Genomic DNA, 25,003 nt, shown 5'->3' on the forward strand with positions numbered 1-25,003 from the left:
AAAATAGATATTATAAATAAAAATTTGTTTTTATTTTACTCTAAAAATAGGGTAACGCATATGTGCTTTTTCATAATGATTGCTGTGCTTATGTATCCAATCTAATTGCGCATACCAATTACCAGAAAATGCTTTATCTGCTTGTTTTTTAGCTTCAAATCGGTGTTTAAGTTCTGTATCATTATTCAGTAGTTCTAAAGCTAAATCTTCCCAGACGTAAGGTGAAAAACCTTCTTTTTGCTGAAGAATGGTATCGAAGAAATTCCAGTTAAAAAAAGAATCTACGGCTTGGGGTTCTAAAGTTTCTAATAGATATCGAATTGCTGGCTGACGAGTTTCTATATAATAATCGCCAGTTCTAAATTGTATATCTTCTGTATTTGACTCTACCGCTGTATTTGTGTGTAAATAATGCCCTTCGTAAGGGGTTTTATTAGTGTCAAAATTTGCAATGTGATAGGTTTCTACAGTAAATGTTTTGTCTAATTCTAATCGAGACATTTTTACTTGATTTAGTTTCAATAACTCAATAATAGAATGCCAACCTTGCGGAATAATATATGCTTTTGGAATCTTAATTGTTATAGTTGGTTTAAAATAATTTTGGTATTTTACAGGTTTTGTGAACGGTTTAGATCTGTCGTATTTTAAACGTTTTAATCCCGTAACTTCACTTGTTATATATGTACCTTCAAATCCTTTAAATTGTAAGGTTGAAAATTTTGTTGTGTCTACTATCCAACCTAAATCGTATGTTTTAGCATTTAGAAATGTTTTATTGGCTTCCTCTCTTAATGTTTTAATTTCTTTATAATCTTTTTCAATAATAGAAATCATACTTTTCATAAGTTCATAGGTGCCTTCAACTCTAGGCTTGTACGGTTTAAGCATGTGTGTTTCTACCATCATTCCTAAGGTGTTAAATAACGTTGTATAGCCGGTAGAATATCTTGGGTGGTCTATAAACTGACTAAATCCAATTTCAGGAACTTCATTAAAAACATTAACATAGGGTGTAATGTCCCATTTTTTCGAAGAGAGATTATGTTCCAATTCAGGCATCATTTTAGTGTGTAAATACGTGCCCAAATTTCCGCCTAATTTATTGTGTTGTGTAAATAAATGTGTTAAAGTATATTGGTAATCGGCTCCATTACTTACATGATTGTCTATAAATACATCGGGTTGAACAGTATGAAAAATTTTAGCAAAAGTTCTCGCATTTTTAGTGTCACTTTTTATAAAATCACGATTTAAATCATAATTACGAGCATTTCCTCTAAAGCCATAAGATTTAGGACCATTTTGGTTGGTTCTTGTTGTAGCGTTTCTATTTAAACTACCTCCAACATTATAAATAGGAATGGTGACTAAAACTGTATGTTTAGGCATATCTGTCTTGCCTTGTACAATATCTCTATACAACATCATTGTGGCATCTATACCATCACTTTCTCCAGGATGAATGCCATTATTTATAAGTAAAATACGTTTGTTTGTTCTGATTTTAGAAAAGTCGAAGACTTTATCAGGGCTTAATGTTATAATATGTAAAGGCTCTCCAGAATCTGTTTCTCCAATGGTTTGTATGTTAATTTGTGGGTAAGTTTTGGCTAAAGCTTCATAAAATTGAATAACTTCAGCGTAAGTTGCTGTTTCTAAACCCTCACTCTTTTCAAAATGTGTGATAAAATTATTATGAATTTGTGAGTGTAAGGTGTTAGATAATAGTAATGTAATGAAAGCGGAGACGAATAATTTCATTCTTAGTGTTTTTAAGCAAACTTAATGAAATTATTACATTGAGAACTTGTGAGTCGCCATTTTAACTGTATTTTTGCCCCTCTTAAAAAAGAAAATATGACAGATTTTATAAGGAAAATAACACCAAATGCAAAGGATGATGTTTTGGCAGGGATTACGGTATCGTTAGCGATGATTCCAGAAGTTGTAGCCTTTGCTTTTGTAGCTCAAATTAGTCCTATTGTAGCACTTTTTGGGGCTTTTATAATAGGTATTGTTTCTGCGCTTTTTGGAGGAAGACCGGGTTTAATTTCTGGAGCAGCCGGAGCAGTCGCTGTTATTTTTGTACACATGATTCAAGAAGGACACGCTAAAGGTCTTTTGTTTGATACACCCGTAGAAAATATGGGATATTTTTATTTGTTGGCAGCCGTTGTTTTAATGGGGGTTATTCAAATATTAGCAGGAGTCTTCAAGCTTGGTAAATTTGTGCGTTTAATTCCGCATCCCGTAATGTTAGGGTTTGTAAACGGTTTAGCTATTGTGATTTTTATGGCACAATTGGGTATGTTTAAAGAGAATACTAAAGATGTTTTTGGACAAAACATGCGTAAAACCGAATCTAAAGAATTAGTGTATAATGTAAAGGATAATACAGTAACAGATTTAATTTCTGGTAGTACTCTGTTTTCAATAAACGGTAAATCTATAACCAATATAAATACAGGCAAAGAGGTTTTTATTATGTCGGACAATCAAGTTTTCGATGTAAATACTAAAAAAGTAGTGTTTAATGTGCAGGATAACGGTTTTTACACTGTAAAAGACAGTGGTGTTGTAAAATCTGTGATGGAAGGGAATAAGCTGTATATCATGATAGGTTTGGTTTTGTTAACCATGTTTATTATTTGGGGATTACCTAAATTAACTAAAAAAATGCCAGAGGCATTAACCGCAATTTTAATAGTTTCTCTGATTTCTATTTTTGGAGGACTAGAATCTATTAATGTAGGAGACTTTATAAGAGATGGAGGAGGAGCTGGTCTTAATGGATTTGATGAACTTTCTAGCAAGCTAAATCTTCCTGAACTTTGGAGCCATTTACCATTTAATTTAGATACGTTAAAATTTATTGCACCTTATGCGTTTTTAGCGGCTTCTGTCGGGTTAATAGAAACCTTAATGACTATGAATCTTGTTGATGAATTAACAGATTCTAGAGGAGATGGAAACAGAGAATGTGTAGCTCAAGGAGCAGGAAATATGTTAAGTGGTATTTTTGGTGGAACCGGAGGTTGTGGTATGATTGGACAAACGGTTATTAATATTAATGCAGGTGGCCGAGGACGCTTATCTGGTGTTATGATGGCGATTACATTACTTACTTTTATTCTATTTGCAGATAAATATATAGAACAAGTGCCAATTGCCGCTTTAGTGGGGGTAATGTTTATGATGGTTATTGAAACCTTTGCATGGTCTAGTTTAAGAATCATGAAAAAAATACCAGTTTCAGATGCCGTTGTACTTGTTATTGTTTCGGTTGTAACTGTGTTTTTCGATTTAGCAATTGCGGTATTTGTAGGAGTTATTATTTCGGCATTATCTTTTGCATGGGAAAATGCTAAAAAAATTAGAGCTAGAAAACGTTATTCTGAAGATAAGAAAATAAAAACTTACGAAATTTGGGGGCCATTATTCTTTGGTTCAATCACTGCTTTTAATGAAAAGTTTGATGTTAAAAATGATCCTGACGAAATATATATAGATTTTGTAGAATCTCGTGTAAGCGATCATTCAGCAGTAGAAGCTATTACAAATATTGTAAATAAGTATGAAGCCGAAGGAAAATCAATTAAATTAAAACATTTAAGTGAAGATTGTAAGTTGTTAATGTATAAAGCGAATCCGAAGTTTAAGGATGTTATTATTGAAGATGTTCACGATCCTAGATATCACTTAGCAGCAAATCCGGAGGAATTTCCTAAACCGTTATCAGAATATAAATTTTAAAAAAAAAAGGCACCTAATTAAGGTGCCTTTTTTACTCTTACCGTATCGGGAACGAGTAGCGTATAGTCTCCGTTATTTCTTATAACATCTCTAACAATACTAGAACTGATAAATGATGTTTTAGATGAAGTTAGCAAAAACACAGTTTCAATTTCCGACAGCTTACGATTTGTTTGCGCAATGGCTTTTTCAAATTCGAAATCGGCAGGATTTCTTAGTCCACGTAAAATAAAATCCACATTCATTTTTATACAAAAATCTACAGTAAGTCCTGTGTAAGTCGTTACCTTTACTTTTGGTTCATGTTTAAATGTGTCTAAAATAAACTGAAGACGTTCTTCTAGAGTGAACATATATTTTTTATCAGAATTAATTCCGATAGCTATAATAATTTCATCAAATACTTTTACGCCACGTGTAATTATGTCGTAATGCCCTAATGTTAAGGGGTCGAAAGACCCAGGAAATATGGCGCGTTTCATTGTTTGGTTTGTTAGTGTTTAGTTGTGTGAATTTACAATTTAATTCTTAAAGCTTCTTCTATGGCACTTTCAAATAAGTCTGACAAAGAAATACCTGCTACAGCTGCTTGTTGAGGTAAGATACTTTCTTTTGTCATTCCAGGAACCGTATTTATCTCTAACAAGTGTGGTTCTCCATCTTTAAAAATAAATTCACTTCTAGAAAATCCTTTCATTTTTAAAATCTCATATACTTTTTTAGCCAAAGTATTAACTTGATTTTCTTGCGTTTTTGTTAATCGTGCAGGTGTAATTTCTTGCGATTGTCCCAAATATTTGGCTTTGTAATCGAAAAAATCATTTTCACTTACTATCTCTGTAATAGGTAAGACTTTTGTTTCACCCTTATATGTAATAACGCCAACAGAGACTTCTATACCATCTAAAAACGATTCAATAATAATTTCATCATCTTCTTTAAATGCGGTCTCTATAGATGTTTTTAAGTCTTCTTTTTTATACGCTTTTGTTACTCCAAAACTACTACCTGCTTTGTTTGCTTTAACAAAGCAAGGCAAACCTACTTTTTCAATAATAGCATCTTCATTAACAACATCTCCTAAGTTTAAATAATAAGATTCTGCTGTTTTTATACCATAAGGTTTTAAAATACTTAAACAATCTCGCTTATTATAAGTTACTGCAGCTTGGTACATATTGCAACTTGTTTGAGGCAGATTTATAAGATTAAAATAGCCTTGAAGTTGACCATCTTCTCCTGGAGAACCATGAATTGCATTAAAAACACAGTCGAAGGTTGTCTTTTTACCTTGAATAATTACTGAAAAATCATTTTTATCCACAGGAAATTCTTCATCATTTGCATTCACATACACCCATTTATTTTTGAAAATATGGATTTTGAATACATTGAATTTTGATGCGTCAAGTGATTGGTAAACAACGTTTCCGCTGTTTAAGGAGATTTTATATTCACTAGAATAACCTCCCATGATTATGGCAATATTTTTTTTCATAATAGTAACAAATGATGGAAATAATCGTTTAGCTAAAATATCATTTATTAATCAAAAGTAAAAACAGAACGGTTTTTATATCTTTGCCAATCAAATTCTATAACATGAGCTTTATCAAATTCCTTACTAGTAAAACCTTTTTTCTGAATTTACTCTTAGCGGTAGTCGCTATTTTTGTGTTAAGTTATTTAACTTTAAGATGGTTAGACAGCACTACAAACCATGGTGAGTTTGAAACCGTTCCAGATTTAACTGGGACATCCATATCTGTAGCTAAAGCAGAATTAGAGAAGAATAAATTAGTGATGCAAATTCAGGATTCTGCAAATTATAATCCAGATTATCCTAAATTTTCGGTTATTGAACAAAATCCAAAACCAGGATTTAAAGTAAAAGAAAATAGAAAAATATACATTACACTTAATCCATCAGGATATAGAAAAGTGTTAGTACCCGAATTAACAAATCGTACATTTAGACAAGCAAAACCAACTTTAGAAGCCTTAGGCTTTGTTGTAGGAACCATTAGATATGTGGATAACATTGCTCGAGATATGGTTTTAGAAGTGTCTCATAATGGAGAAGATTTAAAATCAGGCGATATGTTACCTAAAACATCTAAAATCGATTTAGTATTAGGAAACGGTAATAGACCAAATTAAATTATGAGTGATTACACACCACAAAAAGAAGAGACTGAAGACGAGTTATACGAGCATTATGCTTTTACAGCAGAAAAGGGGCAATCACCACTTCGAATAGATAAATATTTAATGAATTTTGTTGAAAATGCTACGCGAAGTAAAATTCAGGCAGCAGCAAAATCAGGTAACATTTATGTAAATGGTATTCCCGTTAAGTCTAATTATAAAGTTAAAGGTAACGATGTTATTAAAGTGCTTTTTGCACACCCACCATACGAGAATTTACTTGTAGGTGAAAATATTCCGATAGATATTGTTTATGAAGACGACGATTTGTTGGTGGTAAATAAACCAGCAGGAATGGTTGTGCATCCAGGTCACGGAAATTATTCAGGGACGTTAATAAATGCCTTAATTTATCATTTCGATAATCTTCCAGAAAACTCTTCTGGACGTCCAGGTTTGGTACACAGAATAGATAAGGATACTAGCGGATTATTAGTTGTCGCTAAGACTGAAGAAGCCATGGCACATTTATCGTTTCAGTTTGCCGAAAAAACATCAGAACGTGAATATGTTGCTATTGTTTGGGGGAATGTAGATGATGAAGAAGGTACCGTTGAAGGTAATATTGGGCGTCACCCTAAAAATAGACTTCAAAACACTGTATTTTATGGAGACGATGCCGATAAAGGAAAAGTAGCAGTTACACATTATAAAGTTATAGAACGTTTAGGCTATGTAACTTTGGTGTCTTGTAAATTAGAAACTGGTCGTACGCATCAAATTCGTGTACATATGAAACATATTGGGCATACTTTGTTTAATGATGAACGTTACGGTGGAGAAAAAATATTAAAAGGAACAACATTTACAAAATATAAGCAGTTTGTAGATAACTGTTTTAAAATACTACCAAGACAAGCGTTGCATGCTAAAACGTTAGGTTTCGAGCATCCTAGAACAAAAGAATTCATGCGTTTTAATACAGATATTCCTGAAGATATGCAACAGTGTATCGAAAAGTGGAGACAATATGTAAAGCATCAAGAGATTGATGAAGCATAAGTATTAGTTATTTAATTATAAGAAATAACAGTATTTATCTATATGTTTTCAGTTGTTTCGGTTGTAAATTTGTATGATTTTAAAATTGAAATCAATTATAAAGTTGAATTGATATAATCCTACGTAAATGAAATTAGTAATATCTCCAGCAAAATCTTTAGATTTTGATCGTAAGTTACCAACAGAAGTTTCAACCGAAGCTATATTCTTAAAAGAAGCAGACCGCTTAAATAAAGTGGTGAAAAAGAAATCTGCAAAAAACTTATCAGAGTTAATGCGTATTTCAGATGCTTTAGGTCAGTTAAATTACCAAAGAAATCAAGAATGGACTTTGCCTTTTACTAAAGACAATGCAAGACAAGCGATTTACGCTTTTAACGGAGATGTCTATCGTGGTTTTGACGCCTATACCATACCAGAAAATAAATTAGAATCACTTCAAAATACGGTTAGAATTTTATCAGGATTATATGGCGTTTTAAAACCATTAGATTTAATTCAAGCCTATCGTTTAGAGATGGGAACAAAGTTACCTGTAGGTACTAATAAGAACTTGTATGAGTTTTGGAAAAAAACAATCACTAAAGCTTTAAATGAAGAATTGAAAGATGATGAGGTGTTTTTAAACTTAGCAAGTAACGAGTATTTTAAAGCTGTAGATGTAAAAACGTTAAAAGTTCCTGTAATAACAGCAGTTTTTAAGAATTTTAAAAACGGAGAATACAAAATGATTGCAACTTACGCTAAATTAGCAAGAGGCTTAATGGCGCGTTATGTTATAGATACTAATGCAGAAACCATAGAAGACCTAAAAGGATTTAATTACGAAAATTATAGATACGATGAGCAGTTCTCAACAAAAACCGAGTTGGTCTTTACAAGATAATAAACGCTCTGAAACAGAACGCGAAGCTTTTAAACCAACAGGAAAAGCCCCAAAAAGGTTATCGAAAATGTATGTAGGTATTGTAATATTAATTACATACCTAACCAGTTTAACATTAACAGTAGGTTCTAAGAAAACATTAGAAATGTGTCTAACTTCAGATTTCTGCTTCAACTCTAAAGACAATGTATTCCTTTATTCATTTTATGTTTTTAGTACCATAGCAATTATTGTACTGGTTATTTTTATAGCTTATAAGTTTGGAAAACGATTTGGAAATGCTGTAAAACAATAATTAATGTTTTACAGTCGGATCTTTATCAATATCAATTTTTAATTCAGGACGTACCTTTTTCTTAATACGCGGACGTCTTGAACCATAAGATCCTCTGTTTATTTTTCCGCGTTTTGTTTTTTTATCTCCTCTTCCCATTGTTTTTCTTTTAAAATACTATTTTTAAAGCAAACTACAAAAACAATGTTTAAACATAGGCATCCTTATGCACCATTTATATCAAAATTAACAACTAAATTAATAGTTGGCACATTGCCACCACCACGATTTTCTATAGGAGATTTAAAAATAGGCGATGTAGATTTTTGTTATGGTAGTATAGATGGACAATTATGGCCTATTTTAAACACGATTTTTGATTTAAATTTAAAATTTGAAACTACAGAGGAAGCCATTACTCAGCGTAAAAATTTTTTAAAATCTAGAGGCATTGGAGTTTGTGATATTGTAGAATGTGCCGAACGTGAAAAAATTGATGCTTCAGACTTAGGAATGAAAAACGTAGAGCTAAGAGATTTGTTAATGTATTTAAAGATGTACCCTAAAGTAGATACTTTATTATTTACAGGAGGAAATAGTAAAAATGGTCCGGAGTATTTCTTTAGAAAACATTTAAAAACATACGGTTTATCTTTAAAAGTTCAAAGCAATGAAGTACCAAGAGAGTATAGTTTTGAATATGAAGAACGGGTTATAAAAACAGTCTCTTTAACAGCACCTTCCGGAGCCGCAAATAGAGCTGTTGGTAGCATGCCATTGTATAAACAAATGAAACACACAAATCCAAAATTCAATACTTTTGATTTTCGTGTGATGCAATACCGTGAATTTTTTTAAAATTTATTCTTTTTTAAATGTGTTTTTTTATCTTTTTTTAGGAAGAAGCGGCGTCTAGCCTCTAAAACCCTTAATAATTTATGTTTTTTAGTATTTAATCTGTATTTGTTTTTTTATTAGTCAATTCTTCATTAATACACATCAAATCATTAAATTTGCGTTTCTTAAAATTTGATGAAAGTTTATGTTTAATAATTTAAGTGAGAAATTAGATAAAGCGTTACACGTTCTTAAGGGACATGGAAGTATAACGGAAGTTAATGTTGCAGAAACCTTAAAGGAAGTACGTCGTGCTTTATTGGATGCCGATGTTAACTTTAAAATTGCTAAAGATTTTACTAATAGAGTAAAAGAAAAAGCACTTGGCCAAGATGTATTAACAGCTTTGCAGCCTGGACAATTAATGGTTAAAATCGTTAAAGACGAGTTAACCGAGTTAATGGGAGGAGATGCCGCAGGTGTTAATTTGTCAGGAACACCTAGCATTATTTTAATGTCAGGGTTACAAGGTTCTGGTAAAACTACGTTCTCAGGAAAGTTAGCAAACTTCCTAAAAACTAAGAAAACAAAGAAACCGTTACTGGTTGCTTGTGATGTGTATCGTCCAGCGGCGATAGATCAATTGCATGTTGTTGGAGCTCAGATTAATGTTGATGTGTTTAGTGATAAAGGAAATAATAATCCAGTTGCTATCGCTCAAGCAGGTATTGCTTATGCTAAAGAAAACGGACACAATGTGGTCATTATTGATACCGCGGGTCGTTTAGCTGTAGATGAAGTGATGATGGCTGAAATTTCTGAAATTCATAAAGCGATTCAACCCCAAGAAACCTTATTTGTTGTAGACTCTATGACAGGTCAGGATGCCGTAAATACAGCAAAAGCATTTAACGATGTTTTAAATTTCGACGGTGTTATTCTTACCAAATTAGATGGTGATACACGTGGTGGTGCTGCAATCTCTATTAAATCTGTAGTCGATAAACCAATTAAATTTATTGGTACAGGTGAGAAGATGGAGGCTATAGATATATTCTATCCTTCTCGTATGGCAGATCGTATTCTTGGAATGGGAGATGTTGTGTCTCTTGTAGAGCGTGCTCAAGAGCAGTTTGATGAAGAGGAAGCGAGAAAACTGCAAAAGAAAATTGCAAAGAATCAATTTGGATTCGATGATTTCTTGCAGCAAATTCAGCAAATCAAGAAAATGGGGAACATGAAAGACCTTATTGGAATGATTCCTGGTGCTGGAAAAATGATGAAAGATATCGATATAGACGATGATGCTTTTAAGCATATTGAAGCAATTATTCATTCTATGACGGTTCACGAACGTACAAACCCATCTGTAATTAATGCGAGTAGAAAAAAACGTATTGGTAAAGGATCTGGAACATCTGTACAACAAGTAAACCAATTATTGAAGCAGTTCGATCAGATGAGTAAAATGATGAAGATGATGCAAGGTGGCGGCGGAAAACGCATGATGCAAGCCATGAAGAACATGAAATAATCTATGTTTAGTTAGTGGTTTTGTTTTATGTAAATAGTTTTCAGAATTAAAGCAAAAGATTACTAAATAATTATAAAAAAGAATATAACATATCACGAAAGCTAATTTATTTATAATTGGCATTCATTATAAATTTGGAGTTAAACTAATAGAGTAAACAGTTAATAACTGATACTGCGATTGAAAACTATTTAAAAGCATGACAATTTTAGACGGAAAAAAAGTTAGTAACGATATTAAAGACGAGATTACCGAGCAAGTCAAAAAAATGAAAGCTAAGGGGGAGAGAGTACCTCATTTAGCAGCTATTATTGTTGGTAATGATGGGGCTAGTTTAACTTATGTAGGTAGTAAAGTTCGCGCTTGCGAGCGTGTAGGTTTCGAATCTACTTTAGTTAAAATGTCTAGTACTACAAGCGAGGTAGAGTTGTTAGATAAAATTAAAGAACTTAATAATAATCCTCAAATAGATGGTTATATTGTTCAGTTACCTTTACCTGATCAAATAGATACTCAAAAAGTATTATTGGCTGTAAACCCAGATAAAGATGTAGATGGTTTCCACCCTACTAACTTTGGGAAAATGGCTTTAGATATGACAACTTTTATTCCGGCAACTCCATTTGGAATTTTAGAGTTATTAGACCGTTACGGTGTAGAAACTAGCGGAAAACATACCGTTGTTATTGGCCGTTCTCATATTGTTGGTCGCCCGATGAGTATTTTAATGGGAAGAAAAGGGTTTCCTGGTAATTCTACAGTAACACTAACACATAGTCATACAAAAAATATTACACAAATTACTTCGCAAGCAGATATTATAATTTCAGCTTTAGGGGTTCCTAATTTCTTAAAAGCAGAAATGGTAAAAGATGATGTTGTAATTATAGATGTTGGAATTACTCGTGTTGCAGATGATACAACCGAAAAAGGATATAGAATTACTGGAGATGTAGATTTTGTAAACGTAAGTAAAAAGGCAAGTTATATTACTCCTGTTCCAGGAGGTGTTGGACCAATGACTATTGCCATGTTATTGAAAAACACATTGTTAGCTTGTGAAAGACATAGAACTAAGGCTTAGAAACTGTCTAGTAAATAATAAAAAAAGCATAATTACAACTACTACGTAATTATGCTTTTTTTTGCTTTAAAGAAGCTCTTAATTAGCTTGTTTTTGGGCTTAAGGTTTAGTTATCAATATCATATAATTAAACTTGAAGAGTTAATAGGAAGTGAAAAAGAAACTTTATTAGTTGTTACTACAAGAAAAACAAGTAAAGAAATAGGGGGTGTTTAAGTATTTAAAAATATACTATAGACTAACGTAAAAGCATATTAAGTAAAAACTTAATTTAAGAGTCATTTGTATATTGGTCTATTTTACATTGACAACTCGTGTAAATCATGTTTTTTTTATGAGTTACTCTCGTCTTCTAGAAGGGTGAGCTGGAGAAAATGTTTTTGTAGAATCTCCTATTAAAGTTTGTAATTCTTTCATTTCTTCCTTCGTAATGTCACGATATTTACCAACGGGCATATCTAATTTAATGTTCATAATTCGAACACGTTTAAGCGTTTCTACTTCGTAAGTTAAATACTCACACATTCTACGAATTTGTCTATTTAATCCTTGGGTAAGAATAATTTTGAATTCGTAAGTTCCTAATTTTTTAACTTTACATTTTTTAGTAACACGATCTAAAATAGGTACGCCGTTAGACATACGTTCTATAAATGTTTGCGAAATAGGTTTGTCTACGGTTACTATATATTCTTTTTCGTGATTATTGCTGGCACGCAAAATTTTGTTTACAATATCTCCATCGTCAGTTAAAAGAATTAAACCTTCGCTAGGCTTGTCAAGACGACCAATAGGAAAAATACGTTTCGGATAATTTATATAATCAATTATATTATCTTTTTCAACACGAGTATCTGTAGTACAAACAATACCAATAGGTTTATTAAAAGCTAAATAAACAAATTCCTTTTCGGTGTAAATAACAGGTTCACCGTCTACAGCCACTACATCGTTACTGCTAACTTTTGTTCCCATTTCAGGTACAACACCATTTATAGTTACTCGACCAGCTTCAATAAGTTTATCTGCAGCTCGACGTGAGCAATAACCTACTTCACTTAAATATTTATTTATACGTTTTAATTCCATTTCCATGTGGTAAAGATACGATAAGTTTATACTTCTAGGAAGTTGTAAATGTGTTCTCTTACTGAAGTGTTATTTAATGAATGCCCAAAGCCTTTAGTGGTAATTAAAGTGCTGTTTTTATAACTACCGTTTAGAAGAAGTGCATCGTTGTAAGGAATAATTGTGTCTTCTTTATCGTGAATAATTAAACCTTTAGTTTTTATATTATTTAAGAATTTAGCCGAAGAAAAAGTGCTAGGTATTACTCCAAAACGTTTAAGAATGGTTTTGTCTAATTGTAGAGTAATGCGATTATTGTATCCTAACATGTTTACATATCTGCTAATAATATCTTTAAATTCTGAGGGCGCTCCTAAAAGAATTAATTTTTCTAAATTTTCACTCTGATACTTGTTCTGAAATGCAGTAGTTGCCATACCTCCAACAGAATGTGCGATAATGGTTTTAGGTTTAAAGCGTTTAGCTACAACATTTATATATTCGGCATAAAGTAAGGCATTAAATTCTTTACTGCCAGATCTTCCATGTGCAGGAGCGTCTAGAGCAACAACTGTGTAGCCTTTTTTGTTTAGTTCTGTAACGTAAGGTTTCCATCTATAAGAATTGCTTTCCCAACCATGAGCAAGTAAAATAGTTTCTTTAGTTCCTAACCAACGATATGTCATTATTGGCTGGTTATTATATATTAGTTCTTCGTTAAAAGCAGTATCTAAAAAATCGACTTGATGTTTTAATATGCGTCCCTTTCTAGGTTTTGTAAATAGATTTAACGCTTTATTTGCAGCATATGGTTTTGATAAATAACTTAATAGGTTAATATAGCTGCCAACCGATTTTACTAAAAGATTTTTCATGCGTTTTCTCTGTTTACTTGATCTAGAGAAAATGCAGGTGTACAAATTGCAATGTATTCACAAGGGGTTTCAAATGGATTTGAATATTGAACACGTGTGTTTTTTTCGATTTTAATAGATTGACCAGCTTCTAAAACCACAACTTCATCTTCAATAATAAATTGTTTTTTTCCTTTTATAATAAATGTGAATTCATCAAACTCTGGTGTTTGAAAAGGCTCTTCCCATCCAGGAGGTGCAATCATATGGGCGATGCTAATTTGAGAGTCGCCAGTAGTTGCGTTTCCAAAATGTTCTTGTATAAGTTTCCCATCGGTAGTGGGTACTTTAAACGGATTTGTAATAAGCGTGTACTTTTTCATATGTTTTATTTTAAAGGTTTTCTTTTTATCATGCCGCCTTTTAAATCTTTTACAAGTCCCATGATAATAAAAGCGTTTTTGTCGATTTTATCAATTTCGGTTTCAAATTTAGCCAATTCTAAACGTGTAACAATGGTATAAATAATGTCTTTTTCTTGTGCTCCACCTTCTAGGTTGTATCCGCCCTTTCCAGTGTAAATGGTACAGGCTCGTCTTAGTTTTTCGGTTACCATAATTCTAATTTCTTCATGTTTTTCAGAAACAATGGTTACACCAATATATTCTTCAACACCATCAATAACAAAGTCTACTGTTTTTGCTGCAGACATGTATGTAAGTATGGCGTAAAGCGCTGTTTCAATAGAAAGAATATAGGCTCCGAAAGAGAAGATTATTATGTTTATTAAGAGTAAAACATCTCCAATAGTCATAGATAATTTACGTCCAATAAATAGTGCTAAGACTTCAGTGCCATCTATAACACTACCACCTCTCATAGCCATTCCGATACCTAAACCTAGGAAAAATCCGCCAAAAACAGAAATTAATAATTTATCGTCTGTAATGGTAGGGTAGTCTATATAGTGTACTACAAAAGCTAGAAATGTAATTGCTAGTATGCTTTTTAATGCAAATTTTAAGTTGAATGTTTTTGCTCCTAAAATTAAAAAAGGCAAGTTTACTATTATTAAGAGGTAACTTAAGGGAATGTTTGTTAAGTTTTGAAGTAATAATGAAATTCCGGTTGCACCACCATCTATAAAGCGATTAGGGAGTAAAAAACCTTTTAGTCCAAATCCAGCAGAAATTACACCAATGCCTATAAAAATGAATTCTTTTATAGCGTGTTTGAGTTCTACTTGAAGTGTTCTAACTATTGGAACTACTTTTTTTAAACTTGCGGGTGCCACTGTCTCATTTGTCTCGAGTTTTTTTCGAGCAATTAATACAAGGAGTTTAGAGACAAGTGCCTTCATGAATTTTTAACGTTTACCAGTTTAAGAAAAAGTATTTGATTTTTGCTGTATCAGGAATTTGAGAGGCTTCAATGTGTAAAGTCATGTCGAATCTTAAATTTGAAGGTAGTTCTTTTTTGTCGATTGTAAATGAAGCACTAAGCTCATCTACAGAAACTACGATAGAATTAATTAAATTATCGATGCTTGATATTTTATAATGTCCCTGAATATCTTTAAATGTACTTATTGAAGAAAGTCCTTTTTCTGTTGTAAAGCGAGAATCGAAAACTTGAACCGTTTGTATTACAGATGTAGAATCCATAATTGTTTCTGGAGTAAGCGTTAATAATTTTGTTCCTCCTTTTTCAAAGATTTCTATTTCGTTAATACTTGCAGTAAATTCTCCTCCAGGAACAAATTTTACTATAGAATCGTTTTTAAAAACAGTTTCTAAATCTTTTACTTGAGTTGTTGAGGTTAAGTTGCCAATACTGTTTTTTGCAATTGAAAAGTTTTCGTTTTTTGTAGAACAGCTAAAGCATGTAATTGCTACCATAGCTAAGCTAAATATGGATTTTTTCATTTTAAGGTAATCTTATGTTGTTAATTTTTTTGAATCGGTGAAAGTAGTTATTTTTTCATCACTTTGTTTAAAATTCCGAATACACTTCTAATAAAAGTAGCACTTGTTAATACTTTTATTATAGGATTCATTGCGGTACTTTTACGTCTAGTAGAGGTTTTTTTTGTGCTCTGTCTTTTGTCTTCGACTTCTGCTTCAGCCTCAGCGTGTTTTATTTTTTCGTTTAATAACTCGTAAGCACTTTCTCTATCAATAGTCTTATTGTATTTTTTAACCATTTTAGATCCTGAAATTAATGCAGAGAGTTCATTATCGGTTAACACATCCATTCTACTCATTGGTGCGCGCATCATGGTTGCTGCTAATGGTGTTGGTCGTCCTTTTTCATCTAAAGCAGAAACTAAAGCTTCTCCTGTTCCTAAATTAGTTAGTACGGTTTTTGTGTCGTAATACTCTGAATCTGGATAATTCTGAGCCGTAAGCTTTATCGCTTTTCTATCTTTTGCAGTAAAAGCACGTAGTGCGTGCTGAATTTTTAATCCTAATTGCCCTAGTACAGCTTCTGGAACATCGGTTGGGTTTTGCGTTACAAAATATAAACCAACACCTTTACTACGAATCAGTTTAACGATACTTTCAATCTGATTTAGTAATGCTTTTGAAGCTTCGTTAAAAATAAGGTGAGCTTCATCTATAAATATTATTAATTCTGGTCTTCCGCTATCACCTTGTTCTGGGAATGTGGTGTATATTTCTGCAAGTAAACTCAGCATAAAAGTCGAGAATAATTTGGGGCGATCTTGTATGTCTGTAAGTCTAAGTATATTAATAAAACCACGACCTTCATTGTCTATGCGTAATAAGTCTTGAACGTCGAAGGAGATTTCTCCAAAGAATAAATCTGCACCTTGTTGTTCCAATTCAACTACTTTTCTTAATATGGCTCCAGTAGAAGCTGTTGAAATTCTTCCGTAAGCTTCTTGAAATTCGGCTTTTCCTTCTTGAGTAGCGTATTGTAATATTTTTTTGAAATCTTTTAAATCTAGAAGGGGTAACTTATTGTCGTCGCAATATTTGAAAATCACAGAAACAATTCCTGATTGCGTATCGGTTAAATCTAAAATACGGGATAATAATATAGGACCAAATTCGCTAACGGTGGCACGAAGTCTTACGCCGTCTTGATTAGATAATGTAAGCACGTCTACAGGGAAGCCTTTAGGCGTGTAAGGAAGACCAATTTTTTCGTGGCGTTTTTCAATAAAACTATTATTTACTCCTGGTTGGGCTAATCCACTTAAATCACCTTTTATGTCCATAAGCAATACCGGAATCCCTTTTTCTGAAAGGTTCTCTGCCATGACTTGTAGTGTTTTTGTTTTTCCGGTTCCTGTTGCTCCGGCAATTAAACCATGTCTGTTTAACGTTTTTAGAGGAATATTTACATAGGCGTTTTTTATAGGTTGTTCATTTAATATGGCAGAGCCCATAGTTATGTATTCGCCTTTAAACGTATTTCCTTCGGTTATCTCTTTAAAAAAAGCGTCGTTATTAGTCATGATTCATAATTTTTTTATAAAAATAGTAATCTTAAAGGAATAGCCTTTAAATCTTTTCAAGATTTTATATGCAAACATAAATCAGTAAACTATCTTTGCACGTTATGAAGAAAGATATTCAAGAGTTGGTAAACAAAGGTGAGATGTTACCTTTAATGGAAGAGTTCTACACTATACAGGGTGAAGGGTTTTATAAAGGAACAGCGGCTTATTTTATTAGAGTAGGTGGTTGCGATGTAGGTTGCCATTGGTGCGATGTAAAGGAAAGTTGGGATGCAGAACTGCATCCGCCAACAGAAACTTCAAAAATTGTTGAGAAAGCAGCGCTTCATAGTAAAACGATTGTTGTTACAGGAGGAGAACCATTAACTTGGGATATGACGGCGCTAACAACACAATTAAAAGCAAAAGGCTTACATGTACATATAGAAACTTCGGGAGCATATCCGTTAACCGGGACTTGGGATTGGATTTGTTTATCTCCAAAAAAACTAAAATTACCCACTGCAGAAGTTTCGGCTAAAGCCAACGAATTAAAAGTTATTATATTTAATAAAGACGATTTTAAATTTGCAGAAGAACAAGCGGCTTTAGTAAACGATGATTGTATTTTATATATGCAACCAGAGTGGAGTAAACGCGATAAAATGATTCCTGAAATAGTAGAGTATGTTATGGCTAATCCAAGATGGAAAGTGTCTCTACAAACTCACAAATACTTGAACATTCCTTAAAAATTAAGGTATACATATTTATACATAGAACATAAAAAAGCCGTTTTCTTAATTGAGAACGGCTTTTCTAATTTTATATATCAAAGAAAATTATTTAACTTTTAAAAGGCATAGATACACGTGTTGTGTCCCATGCTAAAACCATGGTTCCTTGTGCGTCGAAACCAATAGAAAAAGCTTCAATAGATTCAGCATCTACTGATACTAAAGCTGTAGCGCGTGCAACATCATGATCTGCATTATAAGAGTAAGCTCCCCATGCATTTAAATCTTTGTTTAGTATTAACGTCCACGTTTTTTCACCAGGAATTGCGAAAAAAGAATACGTTCCTGCTTTAATAGGAGTGTCTCCAAAATGAGTGTCTTTGTAAAATGTGATTTCTGTAGATTCGTTTGCTCCAGTTCTCCATACTTTACCAAGAGGTGCTAAATCAGATAAAGCACGTCCGTTTAATTGTGGTCTGCTATAAATCACTTTCATGCTTTTATTAGTGTCTTTACTACTAGTAGGGAAAGAAACCGCATCCATAGGACTTTTATCTAGTTTGCTAAATTTTTGTGCATGCATTTCTGTGTTAACGCTAAACGCGACTAATAAACAGAAAACAGTTGCTTTAAGTAATTTCATAATGTTGTGTTTTTTATTGTTTTAATATTATGTCTTAAGTAAAGGTCGATAATTTTTACCAAAGTTTACAAAATTAAAATTTTGAAAGGAAGATCTTGTAGTTTGATTTCATATTTAATAAAAAAGTAATTTTTTTGTTATAAATTGTAACTAATAATAGCTTTGTTGTTTTATAATGCGAATGATATTTTCATATTTGCTTAAGAATTAAAATAAAAAGAATTAAAAATATATAGATTATGTGTGGAATTGTATGTGCATTCGATTTGAAACAAAAGGCGGATGATTTAAGACCTCAGATTTTAGAAATGTCGAAAAAAATCCGTCACCGTGGACCAGACTGGAGTGGGATTTTTAGTAACGATAAAGCTATTATGTCACACGAACGTTTGGCTATTGTAGATCCTGCTTCTGGAAAACAACCCTTATTTAGTGATGATGGAAAATTGGTGTTAGCTGCAAACGGAGAAATATATAATCACCGAGAACTTCGTAAACAATTTGAAGGGAAGTACGATTTTCAAACAGAATCAGATTGCGAAGTTATTCTTGCACTATACAAAGAAAAAGGAGTTGATTTTGTAGATGAAATGAACGGAATCTTTGGTTTTGCAATATATGATGTGGAAAAAGATGAGTATTTTGTTGCTCGCGATCATATGGGAATTATTCCTTTATATATAGGATGGGATCAAAACGGAACATTTTATGTGGCTTCAGAATTAAAAGCATTAGAAGGACATTGTACAAAAATCGAATTATTTCCTCCAGGACATTATATGTCAAGTAAAGATGGAGAATTTGTGAAATGGTACAACAGAGATTGGACAGAATTTGATGCAGTAAAAGATAACGAAACCAGTATTGCTGCAATAAAAGAGGCTTTAGAAGCAGCTGTACACAGACAATTAATGTCTGATGTGCCTTACGGTGTATTGCTTTCTGGAGGATTAGATTCTTCAGTAACCTCTGCAATTGCTAAGAAATATGCTCAGAAACGTATTGAAAGTAATGATGAGTCTGATGCGTGGTACCCGCAATTACATAGTTTTTCTGTAGGTTTAGAAGGATCGCCAGATTTAGCTGCAGCAAGAAAAGTAGCAGACCATATTAAAACGATTCACCACGAAATTAAATTTACAATTCAAGAAGGATTAGATGCTATTCGCGATGTGGTTTATAACCTAGAAACTTACGATGTAACAACCATTCGTGCAAGTACACCTATGTATTTAATGGCTCGTGTTATTAAATCTATGGGAATTAAAATGGTATTGTCAGGAGAAGGTGCAGACGAATTATTTGGAGGGTATTTATACTTCCATAAAGCTCCAAATGCTCAAGAATTTCACGAAGAAACTGTTCGTAAATTAAGTAAATTACATATGTACGATTGTTTACGAGCAAACAAAAGTTTAGCCGCTTGGGGTATTGAAGGACGTGTACCATTCTTAGATAAAGAATTTATGGATGTGGCTATGCGTATTAACCCACAAGATAAAATGATTAACGGAGAACGCATGGAAAAATGGGTGGTTCGTAAAGCATTTGAAGATATGATTCCTGAAAGTGTTGCGTGGAGACAAAAAGAACAATTTAGCGATGGCGTAGGTTACAGTTGGATTGATACTTTAAAAGAAGTTGTTGCAACAGAAGTAACGGATGAGCAATTAGCGAATGCTAAATATAAGTTCCCTTTACAAACACCAACAAGTAAAGAAGAATTTTATTACCGTTCAATTTTCGCAGAACACTTTCCAAGTGATGCCGCAGCAATGTGTGTGCCTCAAGAAGCTAGTGTAGCTTGTAGTACAAAAATTGCACTAGAATGGGATGAGGCTTTTAAAAACATGAATGATCCAAGCGGAAGAGCTGTTGCAAATGTGCATACAGAAGCATATGGTAAAGCTTAAGATAGACGTTTTTATATTTTAATTTAGTGTTTTAAAAACCTCAAAATCTCTAATATTAGAGATTTTGAGGTTTTTCTTATTTTAACATCGTGTTAAAAAATGCAAAAATTTAATATAAGGCTATTTTTAGCTGTTCTAAGCGTGTTTTTAATAATTAACAAATGTTGATAATTTTAAGGCTAATGCCGTTAAGAGCTTTTTAAAACGCTTATATATTAGTATATTTGTTAGTATTCAAAAAATGATACACGCGTGTCATTTTTTTTATGCCAAAAATAGAATTAAAACGTATTCAAAATAATGAGCGAGAAAAGAGAAGAATTTAATAAGGATAATTATTCCGCAGATAGTATCCAAGCCCTTGAGGGAATGGAGCATGTACGTATGCGTCCTTCCATGTATATTGGGGATGTTGGTATAAGAGGTCTTCACCATTTGGTTTATGAAGTTGTAGATAACTCTATAGATGAAGCTTTAGCTGGTCATTGTAACAATATTAGTGTTACTATAAATGAAGATAACTCGATTACTACCGAAGATGATGGTCGTGGTATTCCTGTAGACTTACATAAAAAAGAAGGTGTCTCTGCATTAGAAGTTGTAATGACTAAAATTGGTGCTGGAGGTAAATTTGATAAAGATTCTTACAAAGTTTCTGGAGGTCTTCATGGTGTTGGTGTAAGTTGTGTTAACGCATTGTCCGAGCATTTAAAAGCAACCGTTTACAGAAAAGGTGAAATTTGGGAACAAGAATACGAAAGAGGTAAAGCAATATATCCTGTAAAGAAAGTTGGTGATACAGATAAAAGAGGTACAGTTGTAACTTTTAAACCAGATTCAACAATTTTTAAACAAACGTTAGAGTATAATTATGACACTTTAGCAAGTAGATTGCGTGAATTAGCCTATTTAAATAAAGGTATTACGGTTCATTTAATTGATAAGCGTTTCAAAAAAGAAGATGGTGAATATGAGGGTGAAACATTTCATTCTGAAGAAGGTTTAAAAGAATTTGTAAAGTTCTTAGACGCAAATCGTGAGCCAATCATTACTGAAGTTATCGCTTTTGAAGGTGAAAAAAATGATATTCCTGTTGAGGTTGCGATGATTTATAACACCTCTTATGCTGAAAATTTACATTCTTATGTAAACAACATTAATACACATGAAGGAGGAACACACCTTTCAGGTTTCAGACGAGGATTAACACATACATTAAAAAAATATGCAGATAATTCTGGGTTAACAGATAAATTGAAGTTTGAAATTTCTGGAGACGATTTCCGTGAAGGTTTAACAGCAATTATTTCTGTGAAAGTTCAAGAACCACAATTCGAAGGACAAACAAAAACAAAATTAGGTAACAGAGAAGTTTCAGCATCAGTAAGTCAAGCGGTTTCAGAAATGTTAACCGATTATTTAGAAGAGCATCCAGACGATGCTAAGGTCATTGTTCAAAAAGTGATTTTAGCAGCGCAAGCACGTCACGCGGCACAAAAAGCACGTGAAATGGTTCAGCGTAAAACCGTAATGAGTATTGGTGGTTTACCTGGGAAATTAAGTGACTGTTCTGAGCAAGATCCTACAAAATGTGAAGTATTCCTTGTCGAGGGAGATTCTGCAGGTGGAACGGCTAAACAAGGTCGTGACCGTGCGTTTCAAGCCATCTTACCATTACGTGGTAAAATACTTAACGTAGAGAAAGCTATGAAACATAAGGTTTTCGAAAACGAAGAGATTAAAAATATATTTACTGCTCTAGGAGTTACTATAGGGACTGAAGAAGATAGTCAAGCACTTAACTTATCTAAATTACGCTACCATAAAGTTGTAATTATGTGTGATGCCGATATTGATGGTAGCCACATTGCAACCTTAATCTTAACGTTCTTTTTTAGATATATGAAAGAACTTATTGAAAACGGACATATTTATATTGCAACGCCACCTTTATATTTAGTTAAAAAAGGAGCGAAAAAAGAATATGCTTGGAGTGATGAAGAACGAGATGGTTTAACAGAAAAATTTGGAGGTGCAGCTATTCAGCGTTATAAAGGTCTTGGAGAGATGAATGCAGAGCAACTTTGGGATACTACAATGAATCCTGACTTTAGAACATTAAGACAAGTGAAAATTGATAATGGAGGAGAAGCCGATCGTATTTTCTCTATGTTAATGGGAGATGAAGTGCCACCTCGTCGTGAGTTTATTGAGAAAAATGCAGTGTATGCTAAAATTGATGCATAATAATGCATCTCAAGTATTGTTAAAAGACGTTCTCTATTAATAGTCTTTCCTTTTAGTATGAACTTCGTTTTTTCATTAAAATGAAAATGAGGTCTTTAAATTATAATATTATTATAATTTCAAAGGTCATAGAAGTTGAATTGTATTAAAAGTGGTAAATTAGCAATAAGAAAATAATTTTGAATCTTAAAATAAAATAAAATGAAAGTAACAGTAGTTGGAGCAGGAGCAGTAGGTGCAAGTTGTGCAGAATATATTGCTATTAAAAACTTTGCTTCAGAAGTTGTATTGTTAGACATTAAAGAAGGTTTTGCAGAAGGTAAAGCTATGGATTTAATGCAAACAGCATCTTTAAACGGATTCGACACAAAAATTACAGGTGTAACTGGCGATTATAGCCAAACTGCAGGTAGTGATGTTTGTGTTATTACAAGTGGTATTCCTAGAAAACCAGGAATGACAAGAGAAGAACTTATCGGTATTAATGCTGGTATTGTTAAGAATGTATCTACAAGTTTACTTGAGCATTCTCCAAACATGATTCTTATCGTAGTGAGTAATCCTATGGATACGATGACATATTTAGCGCATAAAGCTACAGGTTTACCTAAAAATAGAATTATTGGAATGGGTGGAGCTTTAGATTCTGCACGTTTTAAATACAGATTAGCAGAAGCTTTAGGTGCTCCTATTAGTGATGTAGATGGTATGGTTATCGGTGGACATAGCGATACTGGTATGTTTCCTTTAACACGTTTAGCAACTAGAAATAGTGTGCCTGTTTCAGAATTTTTATCTGAAGAACGTTTAAATCAAGTAAAAGAAGATACTAAAGTTGGTGGAGCAACATTAACTAAATTATTAGGAACTTCTGCTTGGTATGCTCCAGGTGCAGCTGTATCAGGTATGGTTCAAGCTATTGCTTGCGATACTAAAAAAATATTCCCTTGTTCAGCGTTATTAGATGGTGAATATGGTTTATCAGATATTTGTTTAGGTGTACCAGTTGTTTTAGGTAAAGATGGTATCGAAAAAATAGTAGATATTACACTTAACGATGAAGAAAAAGCACATTTAGCTGCAAGTGCAGAAGGTGTTAAAAAAACAAATGGATTATTAGAATTCTAATTCATTTTAATGTTTTATATAAAAAAGACTGTCTGAAAAGATGGTCTTTTTTTGTGCGTTACAAAGAATAGAAATAAGAAATAAGTGTTGTGTTTTTATTTTTTTCTTTATTTTGGATTACTCCATCCTTCCATAAATGTTCCTAAAGCATAATCTGAAAAATAAAATATCACAAAAAGGGATAAAATTAGGAATGAGATTTTTGATAATTTCTTGTAGTTGATTTTCATAATATTGATTTTGAAGTCTTTAAATACATAAATATTTTTCTTATTATTCAGGCTTTCAACTTCAGTTTTTGTAGGTATTAGGACCTTGCATAATTTCAAATAAAAGGATTAATTACGTATCTTAGTATGACAAAAATTACATGATTATGGGACCAATTATAGTTGCTACAAATTTTTCAAAACTATCAGATAATGCTGAATTATATGCAGCAGCATTAGCTAAACACTTCAATGTTAAGCTTGTGCTTTTTAATGCTTTTCAGATTCCTCTTCATGCCTCAAATACATTATTATCGGCAGAATCTATTAATGGATTAATGCAAAGTAACATTGATAAACTAAAAAAGACTGCTTCAGCCTTAAAAAAAGAATTTGAGATTGAAGTAGACTATCAATGTGTGTACGCACAACTAGAATTTAAAATAGATTATCTTATGGAGCAGAACGATTCGTCGCTTTTAGTAATAGGTATGTCTAGTAAATCTTTAGAACAAAATTTAATAGGAAATCCAACAACAACGTTAATTAGTTTAAAGAAATTTCCAGTGTTAGCGATTCCAATACATGCAAAATTTAAAGGCATGAAGAAAATTCTTTTTGCCTGCGATTTAATGGGTGATGTACCTTTAAAAACATTAGCAAAATTACGTCAGATATCAACGAAGTTAAAATCTGAGGTTACTGTTTTTTATGTCGATAAAAAGATAGACGAGTTGAAGTTTAATCAATCTACACTTGGAAATATTGATAAGCAACTTGAAAAAGTTGATTATTTATATAAAAACGTGAAGTCGGATACAGTGATTGAAGAGATTGAAAAAGAAATAAAAACGTTTCATTCTGATTTGTTAGTCATGATTCCTAGAGAATATGGTTTTTGGGAATCTTTAATTCATAAAAGTAAAACAAGAGTAATGGCTTCAGGGCTAAATATACCATTACTGTCTATTCCTGTAAAGTAATAGAATTCCTTTTTAGAGGATAATCGATTAAAATCTTTTTAATAAGGGAACGTACGCTATATTCTTTAACTGTTTTTTACGCAAAGTAATACTTCTGTGAGTGCTTCTCTTTTTATTGTCAAGAGTCTTGTAAGGACTATTGATAATAAACGTGTAACGATAGAAAGTAATCTT

The 25,003-nt window shown here is 32.6% G+C and carries 25 protein-coding genes; 13 read left to right on the top strand and 12 right to left on the bottom strand.

Annotated elements, in window-relative coordinates; all coding sequences use genetic code 11:
• Window positions 1-30: 30 nt before the first annotated feature.
• Window positions 31-1,764, bottom strand: a complete 1,734-nt coding sequence (locus tag Q1B05_RS05695) for a M14 family metallopeptidase (protein ID WP_299778509.1) — start codon at window positions 1,762-1,764, stop codon at window positions 31-33.
• A 96-nt stretch (window positions 1,765-1,860) separates the two neighbouring features.
• On the opposite strand from Q1B05_RS05695, the gene Q1B05_RS05700 reads away from it, so the two are divergent.
• Window positions 1,861-3,756 carry a SulP family inorganic anion transporter gene (locus tag Q1B05_RS05700; protein WP_299778511.1) on the top strand — a complete coding sequence of 632 codons (1,896 nt, stop codon included), beginning with the start codon at window positions 1,861-1,863 and terminating at the stop codon, window positions 3,754-3,756.
• Between the two features lie 17 nt (window positions 3,757-3,773).
• On the opposite strand, the gene coaD is transcribed toward Q1B05_RS05700, so the two are convergent.
• Together coaD and Q1B05_RS05710 are read right to left on the bottom strand one after the other, a co-directional pair.
• Window positions 3,774-4,238, bottom strand: a complete 465-nt coding sequence (coaD, locus tag Q1B05_RS05705) for a pantetheine-phosphate adenylyltransferase (RefSeq protein ID WP_299778513.1) — start codon at window positions 4,236-4,238, stop codon at window positions 3,774-3,776.
• A gap of 32 nt (window positions 4,239-4,270) precedes the next feature.
• Window positions 4,271-5,254, bottom strand: coding sequence for a D-alanine--D-alanine ligase (locus Q1B05_RS05710; RefSeq protein ID WP_299778515.1), 984 nt, complete (start codon window positions 5,252-5,254; stop codon window positions 4,271-4,273).
• A gap of 104 nt (window positions 5,255-5,358) precedes the next feature.
• Between Q1B05_RS05710 and Q1B05_RS05715 the strand changes: the two genes are divergently transcribed.
• The 4 genes from Q1B05_RS05715 to Q1B05_RS05730 all read left to right on the top strand — a co-directional run bounded on the left by Q1B05_RS05715 (window position 5,359) and on the right by Q1B05_RS05730 (window position 8,147).
• Window positions 5,359-5,916: a PASTA domain-containing protein gene (locus Q1B05_RS05715; protein ID WP_299778517.1), complete on the top strand. Its 558-nt coding sequence runs from the start codon at window positions 5,359-5,361 to the stop codon at window positions 5,914-5,916.
• Between the two features lie 3 nt (window positions 5,917-5,919).
• Window positions 5,920-6,966 (top strand): RluA family pseudouridine synthase, encoded by a 1,047-nt coding sequence (locus Q1B05_RS05720; protein ID WP_299778519.1) that lies wholly within the window; start codon window positions 5,920-5,922, stop codon window positions 6,964-6,966.
• Between the two features lie 127 nt (window positions 6,967-7,093).
• On the top strand, window positions 7,094-7,852 hold the full coding sequence (gene yaaA / locus Q1B05_RS05725; RefSeq protein WP_299778521.1) for a peroxide stress protein YaaA: 759 nt from the start codon (window positions 7,094-7,096) through the stop codon (window positions 7,850-7,852).
• The gene (locus tag Q1B05_RS05730; protein WP_299778523.1) at window positions 7,809-8,147 is read left to right on the top strand and encodes a hypothetical protein; all 339 of its coding nucleotides are present in this window, start codon (window positions 7,809-7,811) and stop codon (window positions 8,145-8,147) included. The genes yaaA and Q1B05_RS05730 overlap by 44 nt, the downstream gene beginning before the upstream one ends.
• On the opposite strand, the gene Q1B05_RS05735 is transcribed toward Q1B05_RS05730, so the two are convergent.
• Window positions 8,148-8,285: a 30S ribosomal protein THX gene (locus Q1B05_RS05735; RefSeq protein ID WP_299778525.1), complete on the bottom strand. Its 138-nt coding sequence runs from the start codon at window positions 8,283-8,285 to the stop codon at window positions 8,148-8,150.
• Between the two features lie 45 nt (window positions 8,286-8,330).
• Between Q1B05_RS05735 and Q1B05_RS05740 the strand changes: the two genes are divergently transcribed.
• The 3 genes from Q1B05_RS05740 (at window position 8,331) to Q1B05_RS05750 (ending at window position 11,581) form a co-directional block, all read left to right on the top strand.
• A complete protein-coding gene (locus Q1B05_RS05740) occupies window positions 8,331-8,984 on the top strand; it encodes a uracil-DNA glycosylase family protein (protein WP_299778527.1) in 654 nt (217 codons plus the stop codon).
• A 184-nt stretch (window positions 8,985-9,168) separates the two neighbouring features.
• Window positions 9,169-10,497: a signal recognition particle protein gene (ffh, locus tag Q1B05_RS05745; RefSeq protein WP_299778529.1), complete on the top strand. Its 1,329-nt coding sequence runs from the start codon at window positions 9,169-9,171 to the stop codon at window positions 10,495-10,497.
• Window positions 10,498-10,696: 199 nt separating this feature from the next.
• Window positions 10,697-11,581, top strand: coding sequence for a bifunctional 5,10-methylenetetrahydrofolate dehydrogenase/5,10-methenyltetrahydrofolate cyclohydrolase (locus Q1B05_RS05750; protein WP_299778531.1), 885 nt, complete (start codon window positions 10,697-10,699; stop codon window positions 11,579-11,581).
• Between the two features lie 339 nt (window positions 11,582-11,920).
• On the opposite strand, the gene rluF is transcribed toward Q1B05_RS05750, so the two are convergent.
• Genes rluF through Q1B05_RS05780 form a run of 6 tightly spaced genes read right to left on the bottom strand, consistent with a single transcriptional unit; the run spans window position 11,921 to window position 16,987 of the window.
• Window positions 11,921-12,676, bottom strand: coding sequence for a 23S rRNA pseudouridine(2604) synthase RluF (gene rluF / locus Q1B05_RS05755; RefSeq protein WP_299778534.1), 756 nt, complete (start codon window positions 12,674-12,676; stop codon window positions 11,921-11,923).
• A 20-nt stretch (window positions 12,677-12,696) separates the two neighbouring features.
• Window positions 12,697-13,524, bottom strand: coding sequence for an alpha/beta hydrolase (locus Q1B05_RS05760; protein ID WP_299778536.1), 828 nt, complete (start codon window positions 13,522-13,524; stop codon window positions 12,697-12,699).
• On the bottom strand, window positions 13,521-13,886 hold the full coding sequence (locus Q1B05_RS05765; protein WP_299778538.1) for a cupin domain-containing protein: 366 nt from the start codon (window positions 13,884-13,886) through the stop codon (window positions 13,521-13,523). Before Q1B05_RS05765 ends, Q1B05_RS05760 begins: the two co-directional genes overlap by 4 nt.
• 5 nt (window positions 13,887-13,891) lie before the next feature.
• Entirely contained in the window at window positions 13,892-14,863 is a 972-nt protein-coding gene (locus tag Q1B05_RS05770; protein ID WP_299778540.1) for a YitT family protein, read from the bottom strand.
• A gap of 13 nt (window positions 14,864-14,876) precedes the next feature.
• Window positions 14,877-15,428: a hypothetical protein gene (locus tag Q1B05_RS05775; RefSeq protein ID WP_299778542.1), complete on the bottom strand. Its 552-nt coding sequence runs from the start codon at window positions 15,426-15,428 to the stop codon at window positions 14,877-14,879.
• Between the two features lie 47 nt (window positions 15,429-15,475).
• Window positions 15,476-16,987: a helicase HerA-like domain-containing protein gene (locus Q1B05_RS05780; RefSeq protein ID WP_299778544.1), complete on the bottom strand. Its 1,512-nt coding sequence runs from the start codon at window positions 16,985-16,987 to the stop codon at window positions 15,476-15,478.
• Window positions 16,988-17,091: 104 nt separating this feature from the next.
• Between Q1B05_RS05780 and Q1B05_RS05785 the strand changes: the two genes are divergently transcribed.
• Complete coding sequence (locus Q1B05_RS05785; RefSeq protein WP_299778546.1) at window positions 17,092-17,721, top strand: 7-carboxy-7-deazaguanine synthase QueE; 630 nt, start codon at window positions 17,092-17,094, stop codon at window positions 17,719-17,721.
• Window positions 17,722-17,815: 94 nt separating this feature from the next.
• Here the strand turns inward: Q1B05_RS05785 and Q1B05_RS05790 are convergent, their stop codons facing one another.
• Complete coding sequence (locus tag Q1B05_RS05790; protein WP_299778548.1) at window positions 17,816-18,349, bottom strand: DUF2911 domain-containing protein; 534 nt, start codon at window positions 18,347-18,349, stop codon at window positions 17,816-17,818.
• A gap of 239 nt (window positions 18,350-18,588) precedes the next feature.
• Between Q1B05_RS05790 and asnB the strand changes: the two genes are divergently transcribed.
• From asnB to mdh, 3 genes are all read left to right on the top strand, one after another.
• Window positions 18,589-20,262 (top strand): asparagine synthase B, encoded by a 1,674-nt coding sequence (asnB, locus tag Q1B05_RS05795; protein WP_299778550.1) that lies wholly within the window; start codon window positions 18,589-18,591, stop codon window positions 20,260-20,262.
• 300 nt (window positions 20,263-20,562) lie between these two features.
• Complete coding sequence (gene gyrB, locus Q1B05_RS05800; protein WP_299778552.1) at window positions 20,563-22,509, top strand: DNA topoisomerase (ATP-hydrolyzing) subunit B; 1,947 nt, start codon at window positions 20,563-20,565, stop codon at window positions 22,507-22,509.
• Between the two features lie 201 nt (window positions 22,510-22,710).
• Window positions 22,711-23,637: a malate dehydrogenase gene (gene mdh / locus Q1B05_RS05805; protein ID WP_299778554.1), complete on the top strand. Its 927-nt coding sequence runs from the start codon at window positions 22,711-22,713 to the stop codon at window positions 23,635-23,637.
• 107 nt (window positions 23,638-23,744) lie between these two features.
• On the opposite strand, the gene Q1B05_RS05810 is transcribed toward mdh, so the two are convergent.
• Window positions 23,745-23,867: a hypothetical protein gene (locus Q1B05_RS05810; RefSeq protein ID WP_299778556.1), complete on the bottom strand. Its 123-nt coding sequence runs from the start codon at window positions 23,865-23,867 to the stop codon at window positions 23,745-23,747.
• A 146-nt stretch (window positions 23,868-24,013) separates the two neighbouring features.
• Here Q1B05_RS05810 and Q1B05_RS05815 point away from each other — a divergent pair, with 146 nt between their 5' ends.
• Window positions 24,014-24,829, top strand: a complete 816-nt coding sequence (locus Q1B05_RS05815; RefSeq protein WP_299778558.1) for a universal stress protein — start codon at window positions 24,014-24,016, stop codon at window positions 24,827-24,829.
• Window positions 24,830-25,003 lie beyond the last annotated feature (174 nt).

Source organism: uncultured Formosa sp. (assembly GCF_947500765.1).
Taxonomy (GTDB): Bacteria; Bacteroidota; Bacteroidia; order Flavobacteriales; family Flavobacteriaceae; genus Formosa.

Coding starts and splice junctions, on each gene's coding strand:
- Q1B05_RS05765 (WP_299778538.1), bottom strand. CDS start 13,886: ATGAAAAAGTACACGCTTATTACAAATCCGTTTAAAGTACCCACTACC.
- Q1B05_RS05735 (WP_299778525.1), bottom strand. CDS start 8,285: ATGGGAAGAGGAGATAAAAAAACAAAACGCGGAAAAATAAACAGAGGA.
- coaD (WP_299778513.1), bottom strand. CDS start 4,238: ATGAAACGCGCCATATTTCCTGGGTCTTTCGACCCCTTAACATTAGGG.
- Q1B05_RS05810 (WP_299778556.1), bottom strand. CDS start 23,867: ATGAAAATCAACTACAAGAAATTATCAAAAATCTCATTCCTAATTTTA.
- Q1B05_RS05760 (WP_299778536.1), bottom strand. CDS start 13,524: ATGAAAAATCTTTTAGTAAAATCGGTTGGCAGCTATATTAACCTATTA.
- Q1B05_RS05815 (WP_299778558.1), top strand. CDS start 24,014: ATGGGACCAATTATAGTTGCTACAAATTTTTCAAAACTATCAGATAAT.
- Q1B05_RS05700 (WP_299778511.1), top strand. CDS start 1,861: ATGACAGATTTTATAAGGAAAATAACACCAAATGCAAAGGATGATGTT.
- Q1B05_RS05730 (WP_299778523.1), top strand. CDS start 7,809: ATGAGCAGTTCTCAACAAAAACCGAGTTGGTCTTTACAAGATAATAAA.
- Q1B05_RS05790 (WP_299778548.1), bottom strand. CDS start 18,349: ATGAAATTACTTAAAGCAACTGTTTTCTGTTTATTAGTCGCGTTTAGC.
- Q1B05_RS05775 (WP_299778542.1), bottom strand. CDS start 15,428: ATGAAAAAATCCATATTTAGCTTAGCTATGGTAGCAATTACATGCTTT.
- Q1B05_RS05695 (WP_299778509.1), bottom strand. CDS start 1,764: ATGAAATTATTCGTCTCCGCTTTCATTACATTACTATTATCTAACACC.
- Q1B05_RS05715 (WP_299778517.1), top strand. CDS start 5,359: ATGAGCTTTATCAAATTCCTTACTAGTAAAACCTTTTTTCTGAATTTA.
- rluF (WP_299778534.1), bottom strand. CDS start 12,676: ATGGAAATGGAATTAAAACGTATAAATAAATATTTAAGTGAAGTAGGT.
- Q1B05_RS05750 (WP_299778531.1), top strand. CDS start 10,697: ATGACAATTTTAGACGGAAAAAAAGTTAGTAACGATATTAAAGACGAG.
- Q1B05_RS05710 (WP_299778515.1), bottom strand. CDS start 5,254: ATGAAAAAAAATATTGCCATAATCATGGGAGGTTATTCTAGTGAATAT.
- Q1B05_RS05720 (WP_299778519.1), top strand. CDS start 5,920: ATGAGTGATTACACACCACAAAAAGAAGAGACTGAAGACGAGTTATAC.
- Q1B05_RS05770 (WP_299778540.1), bottom strand. CDS start 14,863: ATGAAGGCACTTGTCTCTAAACTCCTTGTATTAATTGCTCGAAAAAAA.
- Q1B05_RS05785 (WP_299778546.1), top strand. CDS start 17,092: ATGAAGAAAGATATTCAAGAGTTGGTAAACAAAGGTGAGATGTTACCT.
- Q1B05_RS05740 (WP_299778527.1), top strand. CDS start 8,331: ATGTTTAAACATAGGCATCCTTATGCACCATTTATATCAAAATTAACA.
- mdh (WP_299778554.1), top strand. CDS start 22,711: ATGAAAGTAACAGTAGTTGGAGCAGGAGCAGTAGGTGCAAGTTGTGCA.
- asnB (WP_299778550.1), top strand. CDS start 18,589: ATGTGTGGAATTGTATGTGCATTCGATTTGAAACAAAAGGCGGATGAT.
- Q1B05_RS05780 (WP_299778544.1), bottom strand. CDS start 16,987: ATGACTAATAACGACGCTTTTTTTAAAGAGATAACCGAAGGAAATACG.
- gyrB (WP_299778552.1), top strand. CDS start 20,563: ATGAGCGAGAAAAGAGAAGAATTTAATAAGGATAATTATTCCGCAGAT.
- ffh (WP_299778529.1), top strand. CDS start 9,169: ATGTTTAATAATTTAAGTGAGAAATTAGATAAAGCGTTACACGTTCTT.
- yaaA (WP_299778521.1), top strand. CDS start 7,094: ATGAAATTAGTAATATCTCCAGCAAAATCTTTAGATTTTGATCGTAAG.